The organism is Pseudoruegeria sp. SHC-113 (genome assembly GCF_025376885.1).
Classification (GTDB): domain Bacteria; phylum Pseudomonadota; class Alphaproteobacteria; order Rhodobacterales; family Rhodobacteraceae; genus Pseudoruegeria.
In genome coordinates this window covers 256,970-274,468 of sequence record NZ_JAHUBR010000001.1, presented here as the reverse complement: position 1 = coordinate 274,468, position 17,499 = coordinate 256,970, and the positions used below count along the sequence as shown (strand labels likewise).

13 protein-coding genes and 1 tRNA gene are annotated in these 17,499 nt (G+C 64.3%); 2 read left to right on the top strand and 12 right to left on the bottom strand.

All coding sequences use genetic code 11. The features are described 5' to 3' along the window. From KVX96_RS01295 to KVX96_RS01270, 6 genes are all read right to left on the bottom strand, one after another. Positions 1-921: a DMT family transporter gene (locus tag KVX96_RS01295; RefSeq protein ID WP_261192231.1), complete on the bottom strand. Its 921-nt coding sequence runs from the start codon at positions 919-921 to the stop codon at positions 1-3. A 75-nt stretch (positions 922-996) separates the two neighbouring features. Next, complete coding sequence (queG, locus tag KVX96_RS01290) at positions 997-2,040, bottom strand: tRNA epoxyqueuosine(34) reductase QueG (RefSeq protein ID WP_261192228.1); 1,044 nt, start codon at positions 2,038-2,040, stop codon at positions 997-999. A gap of 74 nt (positions 2,041-2,114) precedes the next feature. Then, positions 2,115-2,780 (bottom strand): glutathione S-transferase family protein, encoded by a 666-nt coding sequence (locus KVX96_RS01285; RefSeq protein WP_261192212.1) that lies wholly within the window; start codon positions 2,778-2,780, stop codon positions 2,115-2,117. A 58-nt stretch (positions 2,781-2,838) separates the two neighbouring features. Beyond that, complete coding sequence (gene mtgA / locus KVX96_RS01280) at positions 2,839-3,549, bottom strand: monofunctional biosynthetic peptidoglycan transglycosylase (RefSeq protein WP_409977113.1); 711 nt, start codon at positions 3,547-3,549, stop codon at positions 2,839-2,841. A 270-nt stretch (positions 3,550-3,819) separates the two neighbouring features. After that, the gene (gene gltB / locus KVX96_RS01275; RefSeq protein WP_261192210.1) at positions 3,820-8,355 is read right to left on the bottom strand and encodes a glutamate synthase large subunit; all 4,536 of its coding nucleotides are present in this window, start codon (positions 8,353-8,355) and stop codon (positions 3,820-3,822) included. Between the two features lie 108 nt (positions 8,356-8,463). After that, positions 8,464-9,897 (bottom strand): NAD(P)-dependent oxidoreductase, encoded by a 1,434-nt coding sequence (locus tag KVX96_RS01270; protein WP_261192202.1) that lies wholly within the window; start codon positions 9,895-9,897, stop codon positions 8,464-8,466. Between the two features lie 224 nt (positions 9,898-10,121). Here KVX96_RS01270 and KVX96_RS01265 point away from each other — a divergent pair, with 224 nt between their 5' ends. Next, entirely contained in the window at positions 10,122-10,925 is an 804-nt protein-coding gene (locus tag KVX96_RS01265; protein ID WP_261192200.1) for an undecaprenyl-diphosphate phosphatase, read from the top strand. Positions 10,926-10,931: 6 nt separating this feature from the next. Here KVX96_RS01265 and KVX96_RS01260 read toward each other — a convergent pair whose 3' ends face one another. Further along, positions 10,932-11,915, bottom strand: a complete 984-nt coding sequence (locus KVX96_RS01260) for a complex I NDUFA9 subunit family protein (protein ID WP_261192194.1) — start codon at positions 11,913-11,915, stop codon at positions 10,932-10,934. 185 nt (positions 11,916-12,100) lie between these two features. Here KVX96_RS01260 and KVX96_RS01255 point away from each other — a divergent pair. After that, positions 12,101-12,187, top strand: a tRNA-Leu gene (locus KVX96_RS01255). A 96-nt stretch (positions 12,188-12,283) separates the two neighbouring features. Here KVX96_RS01255 and KVX96_RS01250 read toward each other — a convergent pair. The 5 genes from KVX96_RS01250 to KVX96_RS01230 are packed head-to-tail and all read right to left on the bottom strand — an operon-like array spanning position 12,284 to position 17,488. Then, a complete protein-coding gene (locus KVX96_RS01250; RefSeq protein WP_261192192.1) occupies positions 12,284-13,654 on the bottom strand; it encodes an FGGY-family carbohydrate kinase in 1,371 nt (456 codons plus the stop codon). 9 nt (positions 13,655-13,663) lie between these two features. Beyond that, the gene (gene rhaM / locus KVX96_RS01245; RefSeq protein ID WP_261192190.1) at positions 13,664-13,978 is read right to left on the bottom strand and encodes an L-rhamnose mutarotase; all 315 of its coding nucleotides are present in this window, start codon (positions 13,976-13,978) and stop codon (positions 13,664-13,666) included. Then, positions 13,978-14,961, bottom strand: a complete 984-nt coding sequence (locus tag KVX96_RS01240) for an ABC transporter permease (protein WP_085869719.1) — start codon at positions 14,959-14,961, stop codon at positions 13,978-13,980. Before KVX96_RS01240 ends, rhaM begins: the two co-directional genes overlap by 1 nt. Continuing rightward, positions 14,958-15,941: an ABC transporter permease gene (locus KVX96_RS01235; RefSeq protein WP_261192169.1), complete on the bottom strand. Its 984-nt coding sequence runs from the start codon at positions 15,939-15,941 to the stop codon at positions 14,958-14,960. The genes KVX96_RS01240 and KVX96_RS01235 overlap by 4 nt, the downstream gene beginning before the upstream one ends. A 14-nt stretch (positions 15,942-15,955) precedes the next feature. Further along, positions 15,956-17,488 carry a sugar ABC transporter ATP-binding protein gene (locus tag KVX96_RS01230; protein ID WP_261192167.1) on the bottom strand — a complete coding sequence of 511 codons (1,533 nt, stop codon included), beginning with the start codon at positions 17,486-17,488 and terminating at the stop codon, positions 15,956-15,958. Positions 17,489-17,499 lie beyond the last annotated feature (11 nt).

Here is a 17,499-nt window from a genome sequence, read left to right as displayed (position 1 = left end):
CTAGCCCTGCGGTGTCATGTTGGGGCGCGCGCGCCCGCGCTTCAGCCCCAGCTGGCGCTCTCGCCAGATGATGAGCACACCGGCGGTGATGATCAGCGCCGCACCTGTCAGCATCATCGGCGTCGGCACCTCGGCGAAAACGAAATAGCCAATGCCCAGCGCCAGCAGCATCGAGGTGTAATCGAATGGCGCAAGCAGCGACGCATCGGCATGGCGGTAGGAACTCGTAAGCAAGATCTGCCCAACCCCACCCAGAATGCCCGAGAGCACCAGAAGCCCCATTTGCCAACCGGCAGGCACGACCCAGCCAAAAGGCAGCGTCAGCAGCGAGGCCAGCGTCGCCGTGATCGAGAACCAGAACACGATGGAAGAGGTTGTCTCGGTGGCCACCATCCGCCGGATGGTGATCTGTGCCAAAGCGGCCAGCGAGGCCGAACCCAGCACCAGAAGCGCCCCCAGCGCCGCGCCTTCGCCAAGGCTCGCGCCACTGCCCACAAGCCGCGGCCAGAGCACGATCAGTACCCCCACAAGCCCTAGCCCCACGGCGGCGAAGCGGAACAGCCGGACCTGCTCCTTCAGAATAAGTGCGGCGAAAACCACCGTCAGCAGCGGCATGGCATAGCCGATGGCCGTCACCTCCGGGAGCGGCAGCAGGCCCAGCGCTGCAAACCCCATGCCCATCGCCGCCGTGCCCACGATCCCGCGCAGCAGATGCATTTTCACTGAAACAACCCGCACCCCGCGCGCCAGCTCCCCCCGCACCGCGAGCCAGCCTATGATCACCGGCAAGGCAAAGAGCGAACGGAAAAACACCGTCTCCCCGGCGGGCACATCGCCCGACACCGCCTTGATGCAGGTCTGCATCAGGACAAAGAGCACAACGGCAGAGATTTTCAGCAGGATGCCGCGAAAGGGGGTCATCAAGTCACGCAAGAAAAAGGGGTTTCCCCCGTGCCTACGCCTTTGCCCGGGCACTGACAACCCCGCTTGATTTTCTCAGAGCACCCCCGAAAGCCGGCCCACGGCCCAGCGGGCAGCATCGGCAACGGTTGCGTCAGCATCCTCGCAAAGCGCCTGCGCGGCAGACAAAAGCACCGCCTCGCCGGAGTTGCCGATCGCATAAAGCACATTGCGCACGAAACGGTCGCGCCCGATCCGTTTGATCGGTGAGCCGGAGAAAAGCGCCCGGAACGCCGCATCGTCCAAAGCGGCCAGCTCGGCCAGCTTCGGCCCCACCAGCTCGGGCCGCGCCGCATAGCGCATCTCCTGCGCGGCCACGGCAAACTTGTTCCACGGGCAAACCGCAAGGCAATCGTCACAGCCATAAATCCGGTTGCCCATCCGCGCGCGCAGGCTTTCCTCAACAGGGCCATGATGCTCGATCGTCAGGTAGGAAATGCAGCGGCGCGCATCGAGCTGAAACGGCGCGGGAAACGCCTCCGTCGGGCAGACATCAAGGCAAGCCCGACAGGAGCCGCAATTCTCCCGCGCCGGCGCATCCGGTGCCAGCTCCACGGTCGTGAAGATCGCACCAAGGAAAAACCAGTTGCCCAGCTCCCGGCTCAGAAGGTTCGTGTGCTTGCCCTGCCAGCCCAGCCCGGCAGCTGCTGCCAAGGGCTTCTCCATCACCGGCGCGGTGTCCACGAAAACCTTGATCGCCTCCCCCGGCGCCTGCTCCAGCAGCCAGCGCCCCACGCGCTTCAGGCGCTTCTTCACGATGTCATGGTAATCGCGGTTGCGCGCATAAACGCTGATCGCCGCCCGATCCCGTTCCTCAAGCAATGCCAGCGGATCGTCTTCCGGCGTATAGGGCTCCGCCAGCATCACCACCGAGCGCGCCTCGGGCCACAGGGCCGCCGGATCCCCCCGCCAGTGCATCCGCTCCGCCATCCAGCCCATCTGCCCGTGCCGCCCGTCCGCCACGAAGGCCGAAAGCCGCGCGGCAATCTCGGGCACCGCATCGGGCCGCGTCACCCGGCAAGCGGCAAACCCTTCCGCACGCGCCTGCGCCTGCAGCTCGGATTTCAGATCCCGCTCCACCGCTCACCTTTCATCTTGGCACAAATATCCTCGGGGGGGGGTGCGGGGGGCAGACAGCCCCTCGCCGCTCCGCCTCAGAAATCCAGATCGGCATAATGCGCCGGTGGCGGGAAACCCGGCACCTGATCGGCCAGTATCCCGCGAAACGCCGGGCGCGACTTGATCTTCGCATACCAGTCCCGCACGTTCTGGTTCCGGTTCCAATCCACGTCCGAAATATAGTCGAGGCTCGACAGATGCGCGGCGGCTGCGAAATCCGCAAGCGACAGGCTGTTGCCCGCCAGCCAGCGCCGCTGTTCCAGAAGCCAACCCATGTAATCCAGGTGATACTTGATCTTCTGCGCCCCGAATTTCACGTTCTTGCTGTCCGGATAGCCCAGCTTCATCACCTTCTTGTTCACCCGCTCATAAAGCAGCTTCGACGTCACCTCGTGATGGAACTTGTCGTCAAACCAACTCACCAGGCGGCGCACTTCGTAGCGCTCCTGCGCGCCCTTGGGCATGAGCGAAGGCTCCGGATGCGCCTCCTCCAGGTACTCGCAAATCGCCGCACTCTCGCTCATCATCTTCCCGTCGAGCTTGAGCACCGGCACTTTCTCCGCCGGGTTGCGGCGGCGGAACTCCGCGCTCGGCTCCCAGTAACGCTCCTCCACCAGTTCCACCTCGATCTTCTTCTCGGCAAGCGACAGCCGGACCTTCCGGCAAAACGGGGAGAGCGGCACGTGGTAGAGGCGGTTCATCTTGGCAAATCACTCGTTGAAGGGCGGGCCTACGGTTTGCCCCGAACCCTGCACCAGTTCAACCACCGAAGCAATCGGCGCGCCCGTCTGCGGCAATCGTGGCCGCGCCATCGGCGATCTGGGCGGCCCGCCGCTGCATCCATGTGGCCGGTTGCGCGGCTGATCGCTCCTTCGGGTTGGGCAGAACCGTCGCCATCAGCGCGCCCTGCTGCGCGGTCAGATCCGCCGCGGCCTTGCCGAAATAGCGCCGCGCCCCGGCTTCTGCGCCAAAGACACCCTCGTCGAACTCGGCCACGTTCAGGTAGACCTCAAGAATCCGCCGCTTGGTCCAGACAAGCTCCACCACCGGTGTGATCAGCCCTTCCAGCGCCTTGCGGGTCCAGCTGCGCCCCTGCCAGAGATAGACGTTCTTCACCACCTGCTGGCTGATCGTCGAGGCCCCCCGCTGCGCGCCCTCCTGCAGCGCCTCGCGGATCGCGGCCACGTCAAACCCCCAGTGCCGACAGAAATTCGCATCCTCCGCCGCCACCACGGCCCGGCTCAGATGGGGCGAAATGACCTCAAGCCCCACCCAGTCTTTCTGGATGCTCCCAAGCCGACGCGCTTCAGAAACCATCGTCGCCGTGGTCGGCGGGTTCACGACGGCGTAGAACACCACGGCAATGAGCACGAGCGCATAAAACGCAAGCACCGCCCGCGCCAGCCATTTGAACAGGAAGCCGAAGATCCGGCCGAAAAGCCGCCCAAGAAACACGAAGAGAAGCCCGATATCCGACGTCAAAGTCGGCGTTTTCTGCGCCGCCTTCTTGCCCTTCCCGGTCTTTGCCGTCTTCGCTGTTTTCTTGACCGCCTTCTTCGCCACGCCTGCCCCTCGTCCTTGCCCGCGCGCTGCTCTGGGCGATTTCCGCGCCCGGATCAAGCCTTACCACACGCCTCAGCAGAAAGGGCGCAAGCTTTCGCCCGCGCCCCCTACTTTGTTCTTACAAGTATCTCGGGGGGGCCCGAAGGGCCGGGGGCAGAGCCCCCTCCCCGCTTACCCTCAGGCGCTGGCCGCGCCTTCTTCGATGCCAAGGGGATGCGGAATATGGATCAGCATCTCCTTCGGGCAGACCTGCAGGAAGTTGGCCTTCTCGGTATCCCAATGCTGCAGGATTTCGCCAGCCTTCACGCTGCCGGTCTCCTTAACATGCTGCTCCACGAGGCTTTTCAGCTGCGCTTCCCAATGATCCACGGTCACGGGGCAGGTCACCAGCGTTTCCATGTTCATATTGGCCTCGGCCTCGCCCTGCGGGTCGTAGAGATAGGCCATGCCGCCCGTCATCCCGGCCCCGAAGTTCGCGCCGATGGAGCCAAGGATCACCGCCACGCCACCGGTCATGTATTCACAGCCGTTGGAGCCGCAGCCCTCGATCACCACTTTCGCGCCCGAGTTACGCACCGCGAAACGTTCGCCCGCGCGGCCCGCCGCGAAGAGGTAACCATCGGTCGCGCCATAAAGCACGGTGTTGCCGATGATCGTGTTCTCGCTCGCCACCAGCGGGCTGGCCATCGGCGGGCGCACCACGACGATGCCGCCCGAAAGCCCCTTGCCCACGTAGTCGTTGGCGTCGCCGGAAACCTCGATCTTCAGCCCCGGTGCCGCGAAGGCACCGAGCGACTGACCGGCGGAGCCGTTGAGCTTCACCGTCAGGTGGTCGGGCTGCAGGCTGTTGCGCATGCCGAAGTTCTGCACAATGTGGCTCGCGGTGCGGGTGCCGATGGTGCGGTGGGTGTTCTGCACCGCATATTGCAGCTGCATCTTCTCGCCATCGTTCAGGAAGCGCGCGGCGTCCTTCACGATTTCAGCGTCCAGCGTATCCGGCACCGCGTTGCGGGCGCGGTCGCGGTTGTAGACGATGTCATGCGCCCCATCCACGGTGATCAGCAGCGGGTTGAGATCGAGATCGTCCAGATGCGCCGCACCTCGGGAGACCTGGCTCAGCAGGTCGGCCCGGCCGATCACGTCGTCCATCGAGCGCGCGCCGATCTGGCTCAGGATCTCGCGCACTTCCTGCGCGTAGAAGGTGATCAGGTTCACCACCTTGTCCGCGTTGCCGGTGAACTTGCCGCGCAGGCGCTCGTCCTGCGTACACACGCCCACGGGGCAGGTGTTGGACTGGCACTGGCGCACCATGATGCAGCCCATGGCGATCAGGGCAGCGGTGCCGATGCCGTATTCCTCGGCCCCCATCATCGCCGCCATGACGATATCGCGCCCGGTGCGCAGGCCGCCATCGGTGCGCAGGGTCACCCGCTCGCGCAGGTTGTTCATCGCCAGCACCTGATGCGCCTCGGTGAGGCCCATCTCCCACGGCAGACCCGCGTATTTGATCGAGGTCGCCGGAGAGGCCCCGGTGCCGCCGTTGTGGCCCGAGATCAGGATGACATCGGCCTTCGCCTTCGCCACGCCAGCCGCGATGGTGCCGACGCCGGAAGAGGCCACGAGCTTCACCGTCACCTTGCAGCGCGGGTTGATCTGCTTGAGGTCGTAGATCAGCTGCGCCAGATCCTCGATCGAGTAGATATCGTGGTGCGGCGGCGGCGAGATCAGCGTCACGCCCTTGGTGGAGTGGCGCAGGCGGGCGATCAGATCGGTGACCTTCATCCCCGGCAGCTGGCCGCCCTCTCCGGGCTTCGCGCCCTGCGCCACCTTGATCTCAAGCTCTTCGCAGTGGTTCAGGTATTCGGCGGTCACACCGAAGCGGCCCGAGGCCACCTGCTTGATCTTGGCGGAGGGGTTGTCGCCATTGGGTTCCGGCACGAAATGCGCCGGATCTTCGCCACCCTCGCCGGAGTCAGACTTCGCGCCGATCCGGTTCATGGCCACGTTGAGCGTCTTGTGAGCCTCGGGTGAGAGCGCGCCGAGGGACATGCCCGGCGTCACGAAGCGTTTGCGGATCGAGGTGATGCTTTCCACCTCTTCGATCGGCACCGGCTTGCCCAGCGGCTTGATGTCCAACAGATCGCGCAGGTGGATCGGCGGGTTCGCCCGCATCCGCGCGGAATACTGCTTCCACATCTCGAAGGAGGCGCGGTCACAGGCCGATTGCATCATATGCATCGTCTGCGCTTCCCAAGCGTGTTTCTCGCCCGAGCGGCGCGCCTTGTAGAAGCCACCGATGGGCAGCACTTCGGAGCCGGCCACCCAGCCCTTGGCGTGCACCTCTTCGAGCTTCTTCTGGATGCCCGACACACCGATGCCGGAGATGCGGGAATGCATGCCGGGGAAGTATTCGGCGCACATGGCGCGCGAGAGCCCCACGGCCTCGAAGTTCAGACCGCCGCGATAGGAGGAGATCACCGAAATGCCCATCTTGGCCATGATCTTCAGCAGGCCCTGATCGATGGCATTGCGGTAGCGCGCCACATTCTCGGTGAGCGTGCCGTCCAGCAGGCCGCGCTCGATGCGGTCGGCGAGGCTGTCCTCGGCGAGGTAGGCGTTTACCACGGTCGCGCCACAGCCCACCAGAACCGCGAAGTAATGCGGATCAATACATTCGGCGGAGCGCACGGAGATCGAGCAGAAGGTGCGCAGGCCCTTGCGGGTCAGATGCGAGTGGATTGCCGAGGTCGCGAGGATCATCGGCATGGCGACCTTCTCAGGCCCCTGCGCCTGATCGGTCAGCACGATATGGCCCGCGCCGGAGCGCACGGCGTCTTCAGCCTCGGCCCGGATACGGGCGAGCCCGGCGTTCAGCGCGCCCTGCGCACCGCCCACGGGGAAGGTGCAATCGATCTGCACCACGGACTCGCCGAAGTGCTTGAGCAGCGCATCGAACTCGGCGTTGCCGACAAAGGGCGAATCCAGCACGAGGATTTCGGTCTGGGAGCTGTCTTCGTCCAGCACGTTCTTCAGGTTGCCGAAGCGCGTCTTCAGGCTCATCACGCGATATTCGCGCAGGGAGTCGATCGGCGGGTTCGTCACCTGGCTGAAGTTCTGCCGGAAGAAATGGCTCAGCGGGCGGTACATGGTGGAGAGCACGGCCGAGGGCGTGTCATCACCCATCGAAGCGATGGCTTCCTTGCCGTCCTCGGCCATCGGCGCGAGGATCTGCTCCAGCTCCTCGATGGAGTAGCCCGCCGCGACCTGACGCTTCTTCAGCTCTTCGCCGGAGTAGATCGCGGTTTCCGTCACGCCGTCCATCTCGGCGGAGAGGTCCACGACCTTCTCCAGCCAGTCGCCGAAGGGCTGGGAGGCCGCCAGCTTGTCCTTGATCTCGGTGTCGTGGAACAGCGAGCCGTCGTTCATGTCCACGGCGATCATCTGGCCCGGGCCAAGCGCGCCTTTTTCCACCACAGTGGCTTCGTCGGTCGGCACCATGCCGGCCTCGGAGCCCGCGATCAGCAGGTTATCGCCGGTCACCACGTAGCGCATTGGGCGCAGGCCGTTGCGGTCGAGCCCGGCGCAGACCCAGCGGCCGTCCGTCATCGCCAGCGCGGCTGGGCCGTCCCACGGCTCCATCACGGCGTTGCAGTAGGAATACATGTCGCGCCAGGGCTTGGGCAGATCCACCGCCTGCTGGCTCCAGCTTTCCGGCACCAGCATGGTTTTCACCATCGGCGCGTTGCGGCCCGCGCGGACCATGACTTCGAACACCGCGTCCAGAGCTGCGGAGTCAGAGGAGCCCGAGGGGATGATCGGCTTGATGTCTTCAGCCAGCTCGCCAAAGGCAGAGGACGAGATGCGGATCTCGTGGCTCTTCATCCAGTTGACGTTGCCCTTCAGCGTGTTGATCTCGCCGTTGTGGGCAAGCATGCGGAACGGTTGGGCCAGCCACCACTGCGGGAAGGTGTTGGTGGAATAACGCTGGTGGTAGATCGCGAAGCGCGAGGTAAAGCGCTTGTCCAGCAGATCGGGGTAGAACACGGCGACCTGCTCGGCCAGCATCATGCCCTTGTATATCAGCGAACGGCAGGAGAGCGAGCAGACGTAGAGCCCGGCCACCTGCGCAGCCGCGGCGGCCTTCTCGATCCGGCGGCGGATCACGTAGAGCTCACGCTCGAAGGTTTCCTCGTCCACGCCTTTCACGTTGGAGATCAGGATCTGCTCGATCTCCGGGCGGGTGGCGTTGGCCTTGTCGCCAAGGCAGGTCACATCCACCGGCACGTGGCGCCAGCCGTAGATGTAGTAGCCCATGCGCAGCACTTCGGTTTCAACAATCGTGCGGCAGGCTTCCTGCGCGCCGAAATCCGTGCGCGGCAGGAAGACCTGACCGACGGCAATCAGCTGATCCATGTTCGGCTCATGGCCAGTACGGCGGATCTGATCGTAGAAGAACTCGACCGGAATCTCGACGTGGATGCCCGCGCCGTCGCCGGTTTTGCCATCGGCGTCCACCGCGCCACGGTGCCAGACGGCTTTCAGCGCCTCGATACCGGCGGCCACAACCTTGCGGCTGGCCTTGCCGTTGGTGGCCACCACGAGGCCCACACCGCAGGAGGCGTGTTCGTCGTCTTCGCGGTAGAGGCCGTTCTCGGACATGAACTGGCGTTTGGCTTCTTCGGCGGCAACCCAGGCCTGATCGTATTTGGTCATGGTCGTTTACCTTTCGCTCGGCGGCGTGTCCGGGCCCTGCCCTGTAACCCGCCGGAAAATCTTGGAAGGGGGCGGGCGCGCCTGCGCGCCCAAGCCCGGATCTCAGCCTTACTCGGCAGCCACGGAGGCGGAGGCGTTCAGATGCGTGAGGATCGACTCCGCAGCCTCGCGGCCATCGGCAATCGCCCAGACGACCAGCGAAGCCCCGCGCACGATGTCGCCCACGGCGTAAACGCCCGGCAGGCTTGTTTCGTGGGTGCGGAAATCGGCCTTGATGGTGCCCCAGCGGGTCACTTCCAGCGCCTCTTCGCCCCAGAGCGTCGGCAGCGCTTCCGGCTCGAAGCCCAGCGCCTTGATCACCAGATCGGCGGACTCGATGTAGTCTTCGCCCTCGATGGCTTCCGGCGACCGGCGGCCAGAGGCATCCGGCGCGCCAAGGCGCATGCGCTGCACCATCACGCCCTCAACGGCATCGCCGGTGAAGCCTTTCGGTGCCGTGAGCCACTCGAACTTCACGCCTTCTTCCTCGGCGTTCTGCACTTCGCGCTGGGAGCCCGGCATGTTGGCGCGGTCCCGACGGTAGAGGCATTTCACGCTCTTCGCGCCCTGACGGATCGCGGTGCGCACACAGTCCATCGCGGTATCGCCGCCACCGATGACGACAACATTCTTGCCCTCGGCATAAAGCTCACCGGAGTCGATCTCCGGCACCACGTCGCCGAAAGAGGCGCGGTTGGAGGCGGTCAGGTAATCGAGCGCCTTCACGATGCCCTTGGCACCGGCACCCGGCCCACCCAGATCGCGGGATTTATACACGCCCGTGGCGATCAGCACCGCATCATGCTTCTCACGGATCTCGGCAAAGGTGATGTCTTCGCCCACGTTGCAGTTCAGCACGAAGGAAACGCCGCCCTTCTCAAGCTGCTCGATCCGCTGCATGACAACGGGCTTTTCCAGCTTGAAGCCGGGGATGCCGTAGGTCAGCAGTCCGCCGGCGCGGTCGTAGCGGTCATAGACGGTGACCTGCACGCCCTGACGGCGCAGCGCATCCGCCGCCGCAAGGCCGCCGGGGCCAGCGCCGATAATGCCAACGCTCTCGGCCCGCTCACGCGCCGGAACAACCGGCTTCACCCAGCCGTTTTCCCAGGCGGTATCGGTGATGTATTTCTCAACGGACCCGATCGTCACCGTGCCGTGGCCGGATTGCTCGATCACGCAGTTTCCTTCGCAGAGGCGATCCTGCGGGCAGATGCGGCCACAGATCTCGGGAAAGGTGTTCGTCGCCTGCGAGACTTCATAGGCCTCCTGCAGGCGGCCTTCCGCTGTCAAGCGCAGCCAGTCGGGAATGTTGTTGTGCAGCGGGCAGTGGCTCTGACAATAGGGCACACCGCATTGGGAACAGCGCGAGGCCTGCTCTTCGGCCTTGGCCGCCGCGTATTCCTGATAGATCTCGTCGAAGTCCTTGTTGCGCACTTCGGCGGCACGCTTCTCGGGCATGTCACGCTCGACCGTTACAAACTGGAGCATTCGCTGCTTAGCCATGGCTGTACTCTCTGTAGACTGGACTTCGGAGCGCTTGCTTACAGCGCGTCTGAAGGAATGAAAAGTCAGAAATGCTGACCTTTATTTCGATTTCTTCCTTGATGTAGCTTCCGCGCAGAGTGATTCATAGTGCTTTTAGGTCAGTTTAATTTACCTTCTTTCGCCTATCCTATTGAAACCAAATAAGATAGAATTCTCTGATCCACCCTAGCCACCGGACGCCCATGTCGCTCTTTCATCTGCTGCTTATCGCCATCATTCAGGGAATCACCGAGTTCCTGCCGGTTTCTTCTTCTGGGCACCTGATTCTCTTGCCCAACCTGACGGGCCTCGCGGATCAGGGGCAGGTGATCGACGGCGCGGTGCATGTGGGCACGCTGGCGGCCGTGATGCTCTATTTCCGCCGCGACGTGGCGCTGATGTTCGGCGGGCTGCCCCGGCTCCTCACTGGTCGGATCGACACCGATGGCGCAAGGCTCGCCTTCCTGCTGATCGTGGCCACGGTTCCGGTGATCCTCTTCGGCCTCTTCCTCGCGCTCACCGGGCTTGATGACGCGATGCGCTCCATCGCCGTGATCGGCTGGACGATGCTGGGCTTCGGCCTGCTGCTGTATTGGTTCGACCAGAAGGGCCCGGAAACCAAGGAACGGGCAGACTGGTCCGTGCGCGATGCGGTGATCATGGGGCTCTGGCAGGCGCTGGCGCTGATCCCCGGCACCTCGCGCTCCGGCGCGGCGATCACTGGCGCGCGAGCTTTGGGCTACGAACGCAGCGATGCGGCGCGGCTGTCGATGCTGATGTCGATCCCCACCATCATCGCCTCGGGCATTTTCATCGCGGGCGGCGTGATCGCCGAGGCCGACGCACAGGCCGCGCGCGACGGCGCCATCGCGGCGCTCTTCGCCTTCCTCTCAGCCCTGCTCGCGCTTTCGCTGATGATGCGGTTGCTGCGCTCGGTGAGCTTCACGCCCTATGTGATCTACCGGGTGATCCTCGGCGTGATCCTGCTCTGGATCGCCTACAGCTAGCGTCGATCAGGCGCGCAGGTTCTTGGCGGAATCCTTGATGGCGTCATACTGGCCGGACGGACGGAAACGCCAGAGGTATTCCGGCAGCACAGCCTCATAGGCCGTCGGCTCTATCCCAAGATCGGCAAAGCCCTTCGCGTCTTCAGACACCACGTTGTCCAGCCGCAGGTTCTTCACCTGATCGCGGGTGAGGATGCCATTGGTGAACATCCCGAAGCTCACGAATTGCAACATATCGAAGATCCCGCCGAGGATCCGGCCCACCCAGAAGGGCTGATTGATGATCAGCCGGCGGCGATGGATGACCTTCAGCATGTCCTCCATCAGCTTGCGCATCGTCGCGGCTTCCGGCCCGCCCAGCTCGTAGATGCCGGGCGCGGCAGCGCCGGTGAGCGCCTTCTCGGCGGCGGCGGCCACATCGTCCACGTAGACCGGCTGAAAACGCGTCTCACCGCCCACAAGCGGCAGGATTGGCCCAAGCCGCGCCATGGAGGCGAAACGGTTGAAGAACCCATCTTCCGGGCCGAAAATCACCGAGGGACGCAGGATCACCGCATTGGGCTGGTGCTTGAGCACGGCAGCCTCGCCGGCAGCCTTGGTGCGGGAATAGGCACTTTCGCTCTCGGCATCCGCGCCGATCGCGGAGAGCTGCACCATCGTGGTGATGCCCTCCTCGGCTGCCACGCGGGCTATGCGCCCGGCCCCTTCGGCCTGAATGCTGTCGAACTTGTTTTTGCCGGTTTCATTCAGGATGCCGACACAGTTGACCACCGCATCCGCGCCCCGCAGTGCCTGCCGCACAGAAGCATCGTCCCGAATGTTGCAGAACACCGGCTCCACCTGCCCGACCGCGCCATAGGGCTTCACGAAGAGCGCCTCGTTGGGGCGGCGCACAGCCACCCGCACCCGCCAGCCCTGCCGCGCCATGCGCTGCGCGATGTAGCGGCCCACAAAGCCCGATCCGCCGTAGATGGTGACAAGTTTCGCCATGAGGCCCTCCGATCCGTTTGGCAAAGAAATAGCGGCCTACCCCACGCCGGACAAGCTTCATGACGCCGCGCCGTCCGAGGGGCCGGAGCATGGCAGAAAGTGGCCGTGAAAGTTTTTTCATTTTCGCCCGGAGAATCGCGTTGACACCCCCCGGCAATCCCCGTAAATCGCCCTCCACGACACCTGCCCAGGTGGCGGAACTGGTAGACGCGCTAGCTTCAGGTGCTAGTGTCCGTATGGACGTGGAGGTTCGAGTCCTCTCCTGGGCACCATAAAACAAACGCCCTGAAAACTTCGGTTTTCAGGGCGTTTGTGTCTTTGGAGGCAGCAGTGGCTGAGAGCCAGACCATCTGGCCCCAAGACGCGTTTCAGGTCAGGTGGTCGCCCCAAGCTTTTGCATAGGGTCGGAAGGCGTCTTCGTGTTCCGGAGCAGGCGTGGGCGCTGGCTCCAATGCCTGCTCCGGAACGCCCTGCCCCCAGAGAAGCGCCGCGCCTTCGCTGGTGCCTGTCTGGCCCGTCGAGGTGAACACAGGCCCGGGCCTTAGCGCTGAAAGCATCTGCAAAAAGGCTCTGTTCCTTCCGAAAGGCCCTTCCACGATCACTGGCCCCTCCTGCCCGATGCCCTGCAGGCAGCGCGCGGTGACAAGAGCGAGGTAGAGCCCGACAGCCGCCGTGCGCTCCGGCGTGCCGATGGCGGGTTCCTCTCCGATCCAACGGGCCGTGTGGCCCCGGAAGATGCCGCTTTCGGGGGCCAGCGCTGGCAGCAGCATCACCCCGCTGTTCAGCACGCGCGCGATGGTGGCGTCATCCGCCGCCACTCTGTGGCCCTGCAAAGCCAGATCATGCTCGCGGCCCCCCATGAAACGGGCCGAAGGCACCGGGTCGCCGAATGCGTTGACGTTGATCAGCATGTCGCGGCTGGCATCCAGCGGCAGCTGCGTGCCGCCCATGGCCATGGCGATCACCCATGTGCCGGTGCTGACCACGCCGAAAGGCGCGTCCTGCCGCAGTACATGGGGCAGCAGAGAGGCGTTGGAATCATGAATCCCGCACAGCACAGGCGTTTCGGGCGAAAGGCCGGTGCGGGCAGCAATCGCAGGCAGGATCGGCCCCAGAACATCGCTCGGCTTGCGCGGCGGGGCAATCTTGCCTTCAAGCCCCAGCCGCGCCACGAGCGAGGAAAACCCGCCCTCGCGCGGGGCCCAGAGATCCGTGTGGCACCCCAGCGAGGTCACATCCGTCGCGGCCACGCCGGTGAGCCGGTGGCCCCAGTACTGCGGGTAGGTCACGATCTGCACAACGCGCGATTTCAGGCTCTGATCCTGCGCAAACTGCCAGAAAAGCTGCGCCCCGATGTTGAGCCCCATGCCAAGCCGGGGCGAGCCTGTCTCGGCGAAATTCGGGCGGATCGCGTCATACTCCTTGGCCAGATCGTCCGGCACGGTGTGCTCGTAATCGAGGATCGGCGCGGCGAGGCGACCATCCGCCGCTAGCAGCGCCGCGCAGGCGCCGTGGGTCGTGATGGAGATCGCGCTGACGCCATGGTCGGCCTGAAACGCCGCGAGGCCTGCGAGGATGAATTCCCAATGCCCGTCGACGTCGAAATGCGGATAGGGCGCGCCTTGCAGCACCGTGTTGGGCCGCTTGAGCACGGCGATCTCGGCCAGATCGCTGCGGCGCACCAGTGCGAGCTTGGCATTTGTCTTGCCGATGTCGATGACGGCGACGTTTCCAGCCATCCCGGCCCCTCAGCGCATGTGAAAGACGGTAGGAAGCGGCACGGCGACGGGCTCATTATCCGGCTTCACCTCCATGAGGTCCGCCATATGCGCCCACCAACGCTGCATCACAGGATGATCGGGTAGCGCGTCCATCCCGTGGCTGCCTTCCCGCCAGAGCACGCCGAACAGAAGGCCGGTTTCTTCATCCAGATGGATCGAGTAGTCCGAGATGCCAGCCTCCTGCAGCAGCGCCACGAGTTCGGGCCAGATCTCGTCGTGGCGTTTCTTGTATTCGACCTCGCAGCCCGGATTGAGCCGCATCCGAAAGGCAAATTTCTCCATCAGCCCCTCCACATCTTCCAGAGCCGCGGCAGGGCGATCACCCCGATCAGCAGCGCCCCGATGACGATGGACATCACGATACCCGGCACGTTCAGCAGGCCAAGCCCGAAGGTGACGAGCCCCATCACGAAGGCCGCGATCACCACGCCGGGGATGGAGCCGGAGCCGCCAAGGATGTTCACGCCGCCGAGCACCACCATCGTCACCACCTCAAGTTCCCAGCCGAAGGCGATGGAAGGGCGGGTGGAGCCGAGCCGCGAGGTCAGGCAGATCGCCGCGACGCCCGCCATCAGGCCGGTGAGCAGGAAGAGGATGAATTTCACCCGCGCCACGCGGATCCCGGAGAAAAGCGCGCCCGTCGGGTTGTTGCCGATGGCATAAACGGCGCGGCCGAAGTTCGTTTTGTGCAGCAGCACGCCGTAGATCACGGCAAGCAGGGCGAAGAGTACGAACTCGAAAGAGATCACCCAGAACACGTAGCCCTGCCCGAAGAAGGCGAAATCCGCCGGGTAGCCGCGGAAGGCCTGATCACCGAGCACGATGTAGCTGATGCCGCGAAACAGGCTCATGGTGCCGATAGTCACCACGATGGAGGGCAGCCCCATGCGGGTGACGAGAAAGCCGTTGAACGCGCCGCACAGCAAGCCCGTGCCAAGGCCCACGAGGATCAGCACCGGGGTGCCCGCCCCCAGTTGGACAGCCGCGCCCATGGCCGTGGAGGCCAGCGCGATGATCGAGGCCACGGACAGATCGATCTCGCCAGAGATGATCAGCAACGCCATGGCGAAGGCGATCATCGCCTTCTCGGTGAAGTTGAAGGTCGCGTCCGAGAGGTTCCAGGCGTTGAGGAAGTACGGTGAGGCAAAGCTGTTGGCGATGAAGATCGCGATGGCGACGAGCAGCAGCAGGCTTTCCCAGCTTTTCAGGCGGCGCTCTAGCGGGCTTTGCAGGCGGTCGGGGATGAAACGGTCGGTGGTGCTCATGCGGCGTGCTCCGCGGATTTGAGGATGATCCGGCCCTTCTCACGGTTGGCGCGGGCATTCACCGCCACGGCGATGATGATGGCGCTGCCGGAGATGGCGAGTTGCCAGAAGGGGGAAATGTCGACGACGGGCAGGGCGTTCTTGATCACCCCAAGGAAGAGCGCGCCCAGCAAAGCGCCTGCAACAGAGCCTATTCCGCCTGCAATCGACACTCCGCCGATCACGCAGGCCGCCACCACGTCCAGCTCGAAGCCGCCAGCGATGTCCACATAGGCCACCGCGTAGCGCGAGACCCAGAGGTAGCCCGTCAGCCCGGCCAGCGCGCCGGAGATGGTGAAAGCCCAGAACTGCGTGCGGCCCACGTTGATGCCGGTGTAGGTGGCCGAATGGGGGCTACCGCCCACGGCGTAGAAGGCCCGGCCCAAAGTGGTGCGGCGCATCACAAGGGCGAAGATCAGCACGGCGGCGATGGCGATCCAGCTCAGCACGGGCAGGCCAAGCACCTCGGCCCGAGGCAGCGCCTTGAAGGCGGCGCTCATCTCATGGCTGTTGACCCATTTACCGTCAGAAATCAGGAAGATGATGCCACGGAAGATCGTCATCGTGCCCAGCGTCACCACGATGGGCGGGATGTCGAGCTTCCAGACAAGGAGCCCGTTCACCATGCCCAGAAGCGTGCCCAACAGGATTGCCACGATCAGGATCACCACGATGGGCAGCCCCGGCGCGGCGACGTTGAGCATCGCCACGACCATACCTGTAAGTGCGAGGTTCGCCGCCACCGACAGATCGATGCAGCGGGTGAGGATCACGATCATCTGGCCGATGGCCAGCAGGATCAGCGGCGCGGTGTCATTGAAAACGCCAGCCAGATTGGAGGGCGCAACGAAGCCCGGAAAGCGGGTGGCGATCAGCACGAGCAGCGCGGCAATCGCGCCGAAGAGCAGCATTTCGCGGGAAGCCAGAAGGCGTTTGAGCATGGTTAGAGCCTTTCTCAGATCCCCGCCGCGTGGCGGACAAGCGTTTCCGGGGCCAGATCCTCGCCCGCAAGCTCCGCCGCGATGCGCCCTTCGCGCATCACGATCACGCGGTCGGACATGCCGAGGATCTCCGGGATTTCGGAGGAGACCATGATCACCGCCAGCCCCTGCGCGGCCAGTTCGGCCATGAATTCATGCACGGCGGCCTTGGAGCCGATGTCGATCCCCTTGGTGGGCTCATCGAGGATGATCACCTTGGGCTGGGTGGCGAGCCATTTCGCGATCACCACCTTCTGCTGGTTGCCGCCCGAAAGCGTGCCCACGTTGGCATCGAGCGAGGCGGCGCGCAGATCGAGGCGGCTGGTGTATTCACGCGTCAGGCGGAACTCCTCGGCGAGCTGCAGGAAGCCGTTTTTCGAGGTCCGTTTCAACGAGGGCAGCGTGACGTTCTGGAAGATCGGCAGATCCGTGATCGCCCCTTGCCGGCCGCGATCCTCGGGCACATAGACGATGCCGTTTTCAATCGCATCCGCCGGTGAGCGGATGGCCGAAAGCGTGCCATCGATCTTGGTGATGCCCTTGCTGGGCTTCGTGATGCCGAAGAGGGCCTGCATGAATTCCGAGCGCCCGGCCCCGACAAGCCCGTAGAAGCCAAGGATCTCACCCCGGCGCAGGGTGAAGCCGATATCGGCAAATTCGGTGGGATGATCGTAGCCGACAACCTGCAGCACCTCGTCGCCGATATGGCTTTCGCGCGCAGGGAAGATCTGGCTCACGTCCCGGCCGACCATCATCTTCACAAGGTCGGACTCGGTGATGTCGGCGATGCGGCCGTCGCCTACGAACTGGCCGTCCCGGAACACGGTGAACCGGTCCGCGATGCGGAAGATCTCGTCGAATTTATGCGAGATGAAGAGGATCGCCTTGCCCTTGGCCTTCAGGCTTTCGACAAGCTCGTAAAGCTCCTCGATTTCCTTGTGCGAGAGCGCGGCGGTGGGTTCGTCCATGATCACCACGCGCGCATCGATCGAGAGCGCTCGGGCGATGGCCACCAAGTGGCGGTTGGCGATGCCGAGATCGCGCAGGCGGACCTTGGGATCGATCTGCGCCCCGATGCCGTCCAGGATCTCCGCCGCGCGGCGCTGCATCTCGGCCCAGTCGATCAGCCCGAACCGGCCGCGCGGGGCATGGCCGAGAAAGATGTTTTCGGCCACCGACAGCTCATCAAAGAGCACGGTCTCCTGATGGATCGCGGTGATCCCGGCGGCGGCCGCATCTTGCGCCGTGGCGAAACGGTGGGGGATGCCATCCACGAGGATCTCGCCGCCATCGGGCTGGTAGATCCCGGTCAGCGTCTTCACCACGGTCGATTTGCCGGCCCCGTTTTCCCCGATCAAGGCCGTCACCTGGCCGGGATAGAGCCGAAGGTCGACCTCCGACAGCGCCTTCACGCCCGGGAAGGTCTTGGTGATCTTCTCAAGGGCGAGGATCGGTGCCGGGTCGGGCGCTGTGGCCGGGGCGGCTTTCGCGGCGGTCTCTGCGTGCATCAGCATGTCAT

Excerpts from the sequence above, each read along its gene's own strand:
- KVX96_RS01265 (WP_261192200.1), top strand. The coding sequence starts at position 10,122 with ATGTCGCTCTTTCATCTGCTGCTTATCGCCATCATTCAGGGAATCACC.
- KVX96_RS01285 (WP_261192212.1), bottom strand. The coding sequence starts at position 2,780 with ATGAACCGCCTCTACCACGTGCCGCTCTCCCCGTTTTGCCGGAAGGTC.
- KVX96_RS01295 (WP_261192231.1), bottom strand. The coding sequence starts at position 921 with ATGACCCCCTTTCGCGGCATCCTGCTGAAAATCTCTGCCGTTGTGCTC.
- KVX96_RS01260 (WP_261192194.1), bottom strand. The coding sequence starts at position 11,915 with ATGGCGAAACTTGTCACCATCTACGGCGGATCGGGCTTTGTGGGCCGC.
- KVX96_RS01230 (WP_261192167.1), bottom strand. The coding sequence starts at position 17,488 with ATGCACGCAGAGACCGCCGCGAAAGCCGCCCCGGCCACAGCGCCCGAC.
- KVX96_RS01270 (WP_261192202.1), bottom strand. The coding sequence starts at position 9,897 with ATGGCTAAGCAGCGAATGCTCCAGTTTGTAACGGTCGAGCGTGACATG.
- KVX96_RS01250 (WP_261192192.1), bottom strand. The coding sequence starts at position 13,654 with ATGGCTGGAAACGTCGCCGTCATCGACATCGGCAAGACAAATGCCAAG.
- KVX96_RS01240 (WP_085869719.1), bottom strand. The coding sequence starts at position 14,961 with ATGAGCACCACCGACCGTTTCATCCCCGACCGCCTGCAAAGCCCGCTA.
- KVX96_RS01235 (WP_261192169.1), bottom strand. The coding sequence starts at position 15,941 with ATGCTCAAACGCCTTCTGGCTTCCCGCGAAATGCTGCTCTTCGGCGCG.
- gltB (WP_261192210.1), bottom strand. The coding sequence starts at position 8,355 with ATGACCAAATACGATCAGGCCTGGGTTGCCGCCGAAGAAGCCAAACGC.
- rhaM (WP_261192190.1), bottom strand. The coding sequence starts at position 13,978 with ATGGAGAAATTTGCCTTTCGGATGCGGCTCAATCCGGGCTGCGAGGTC.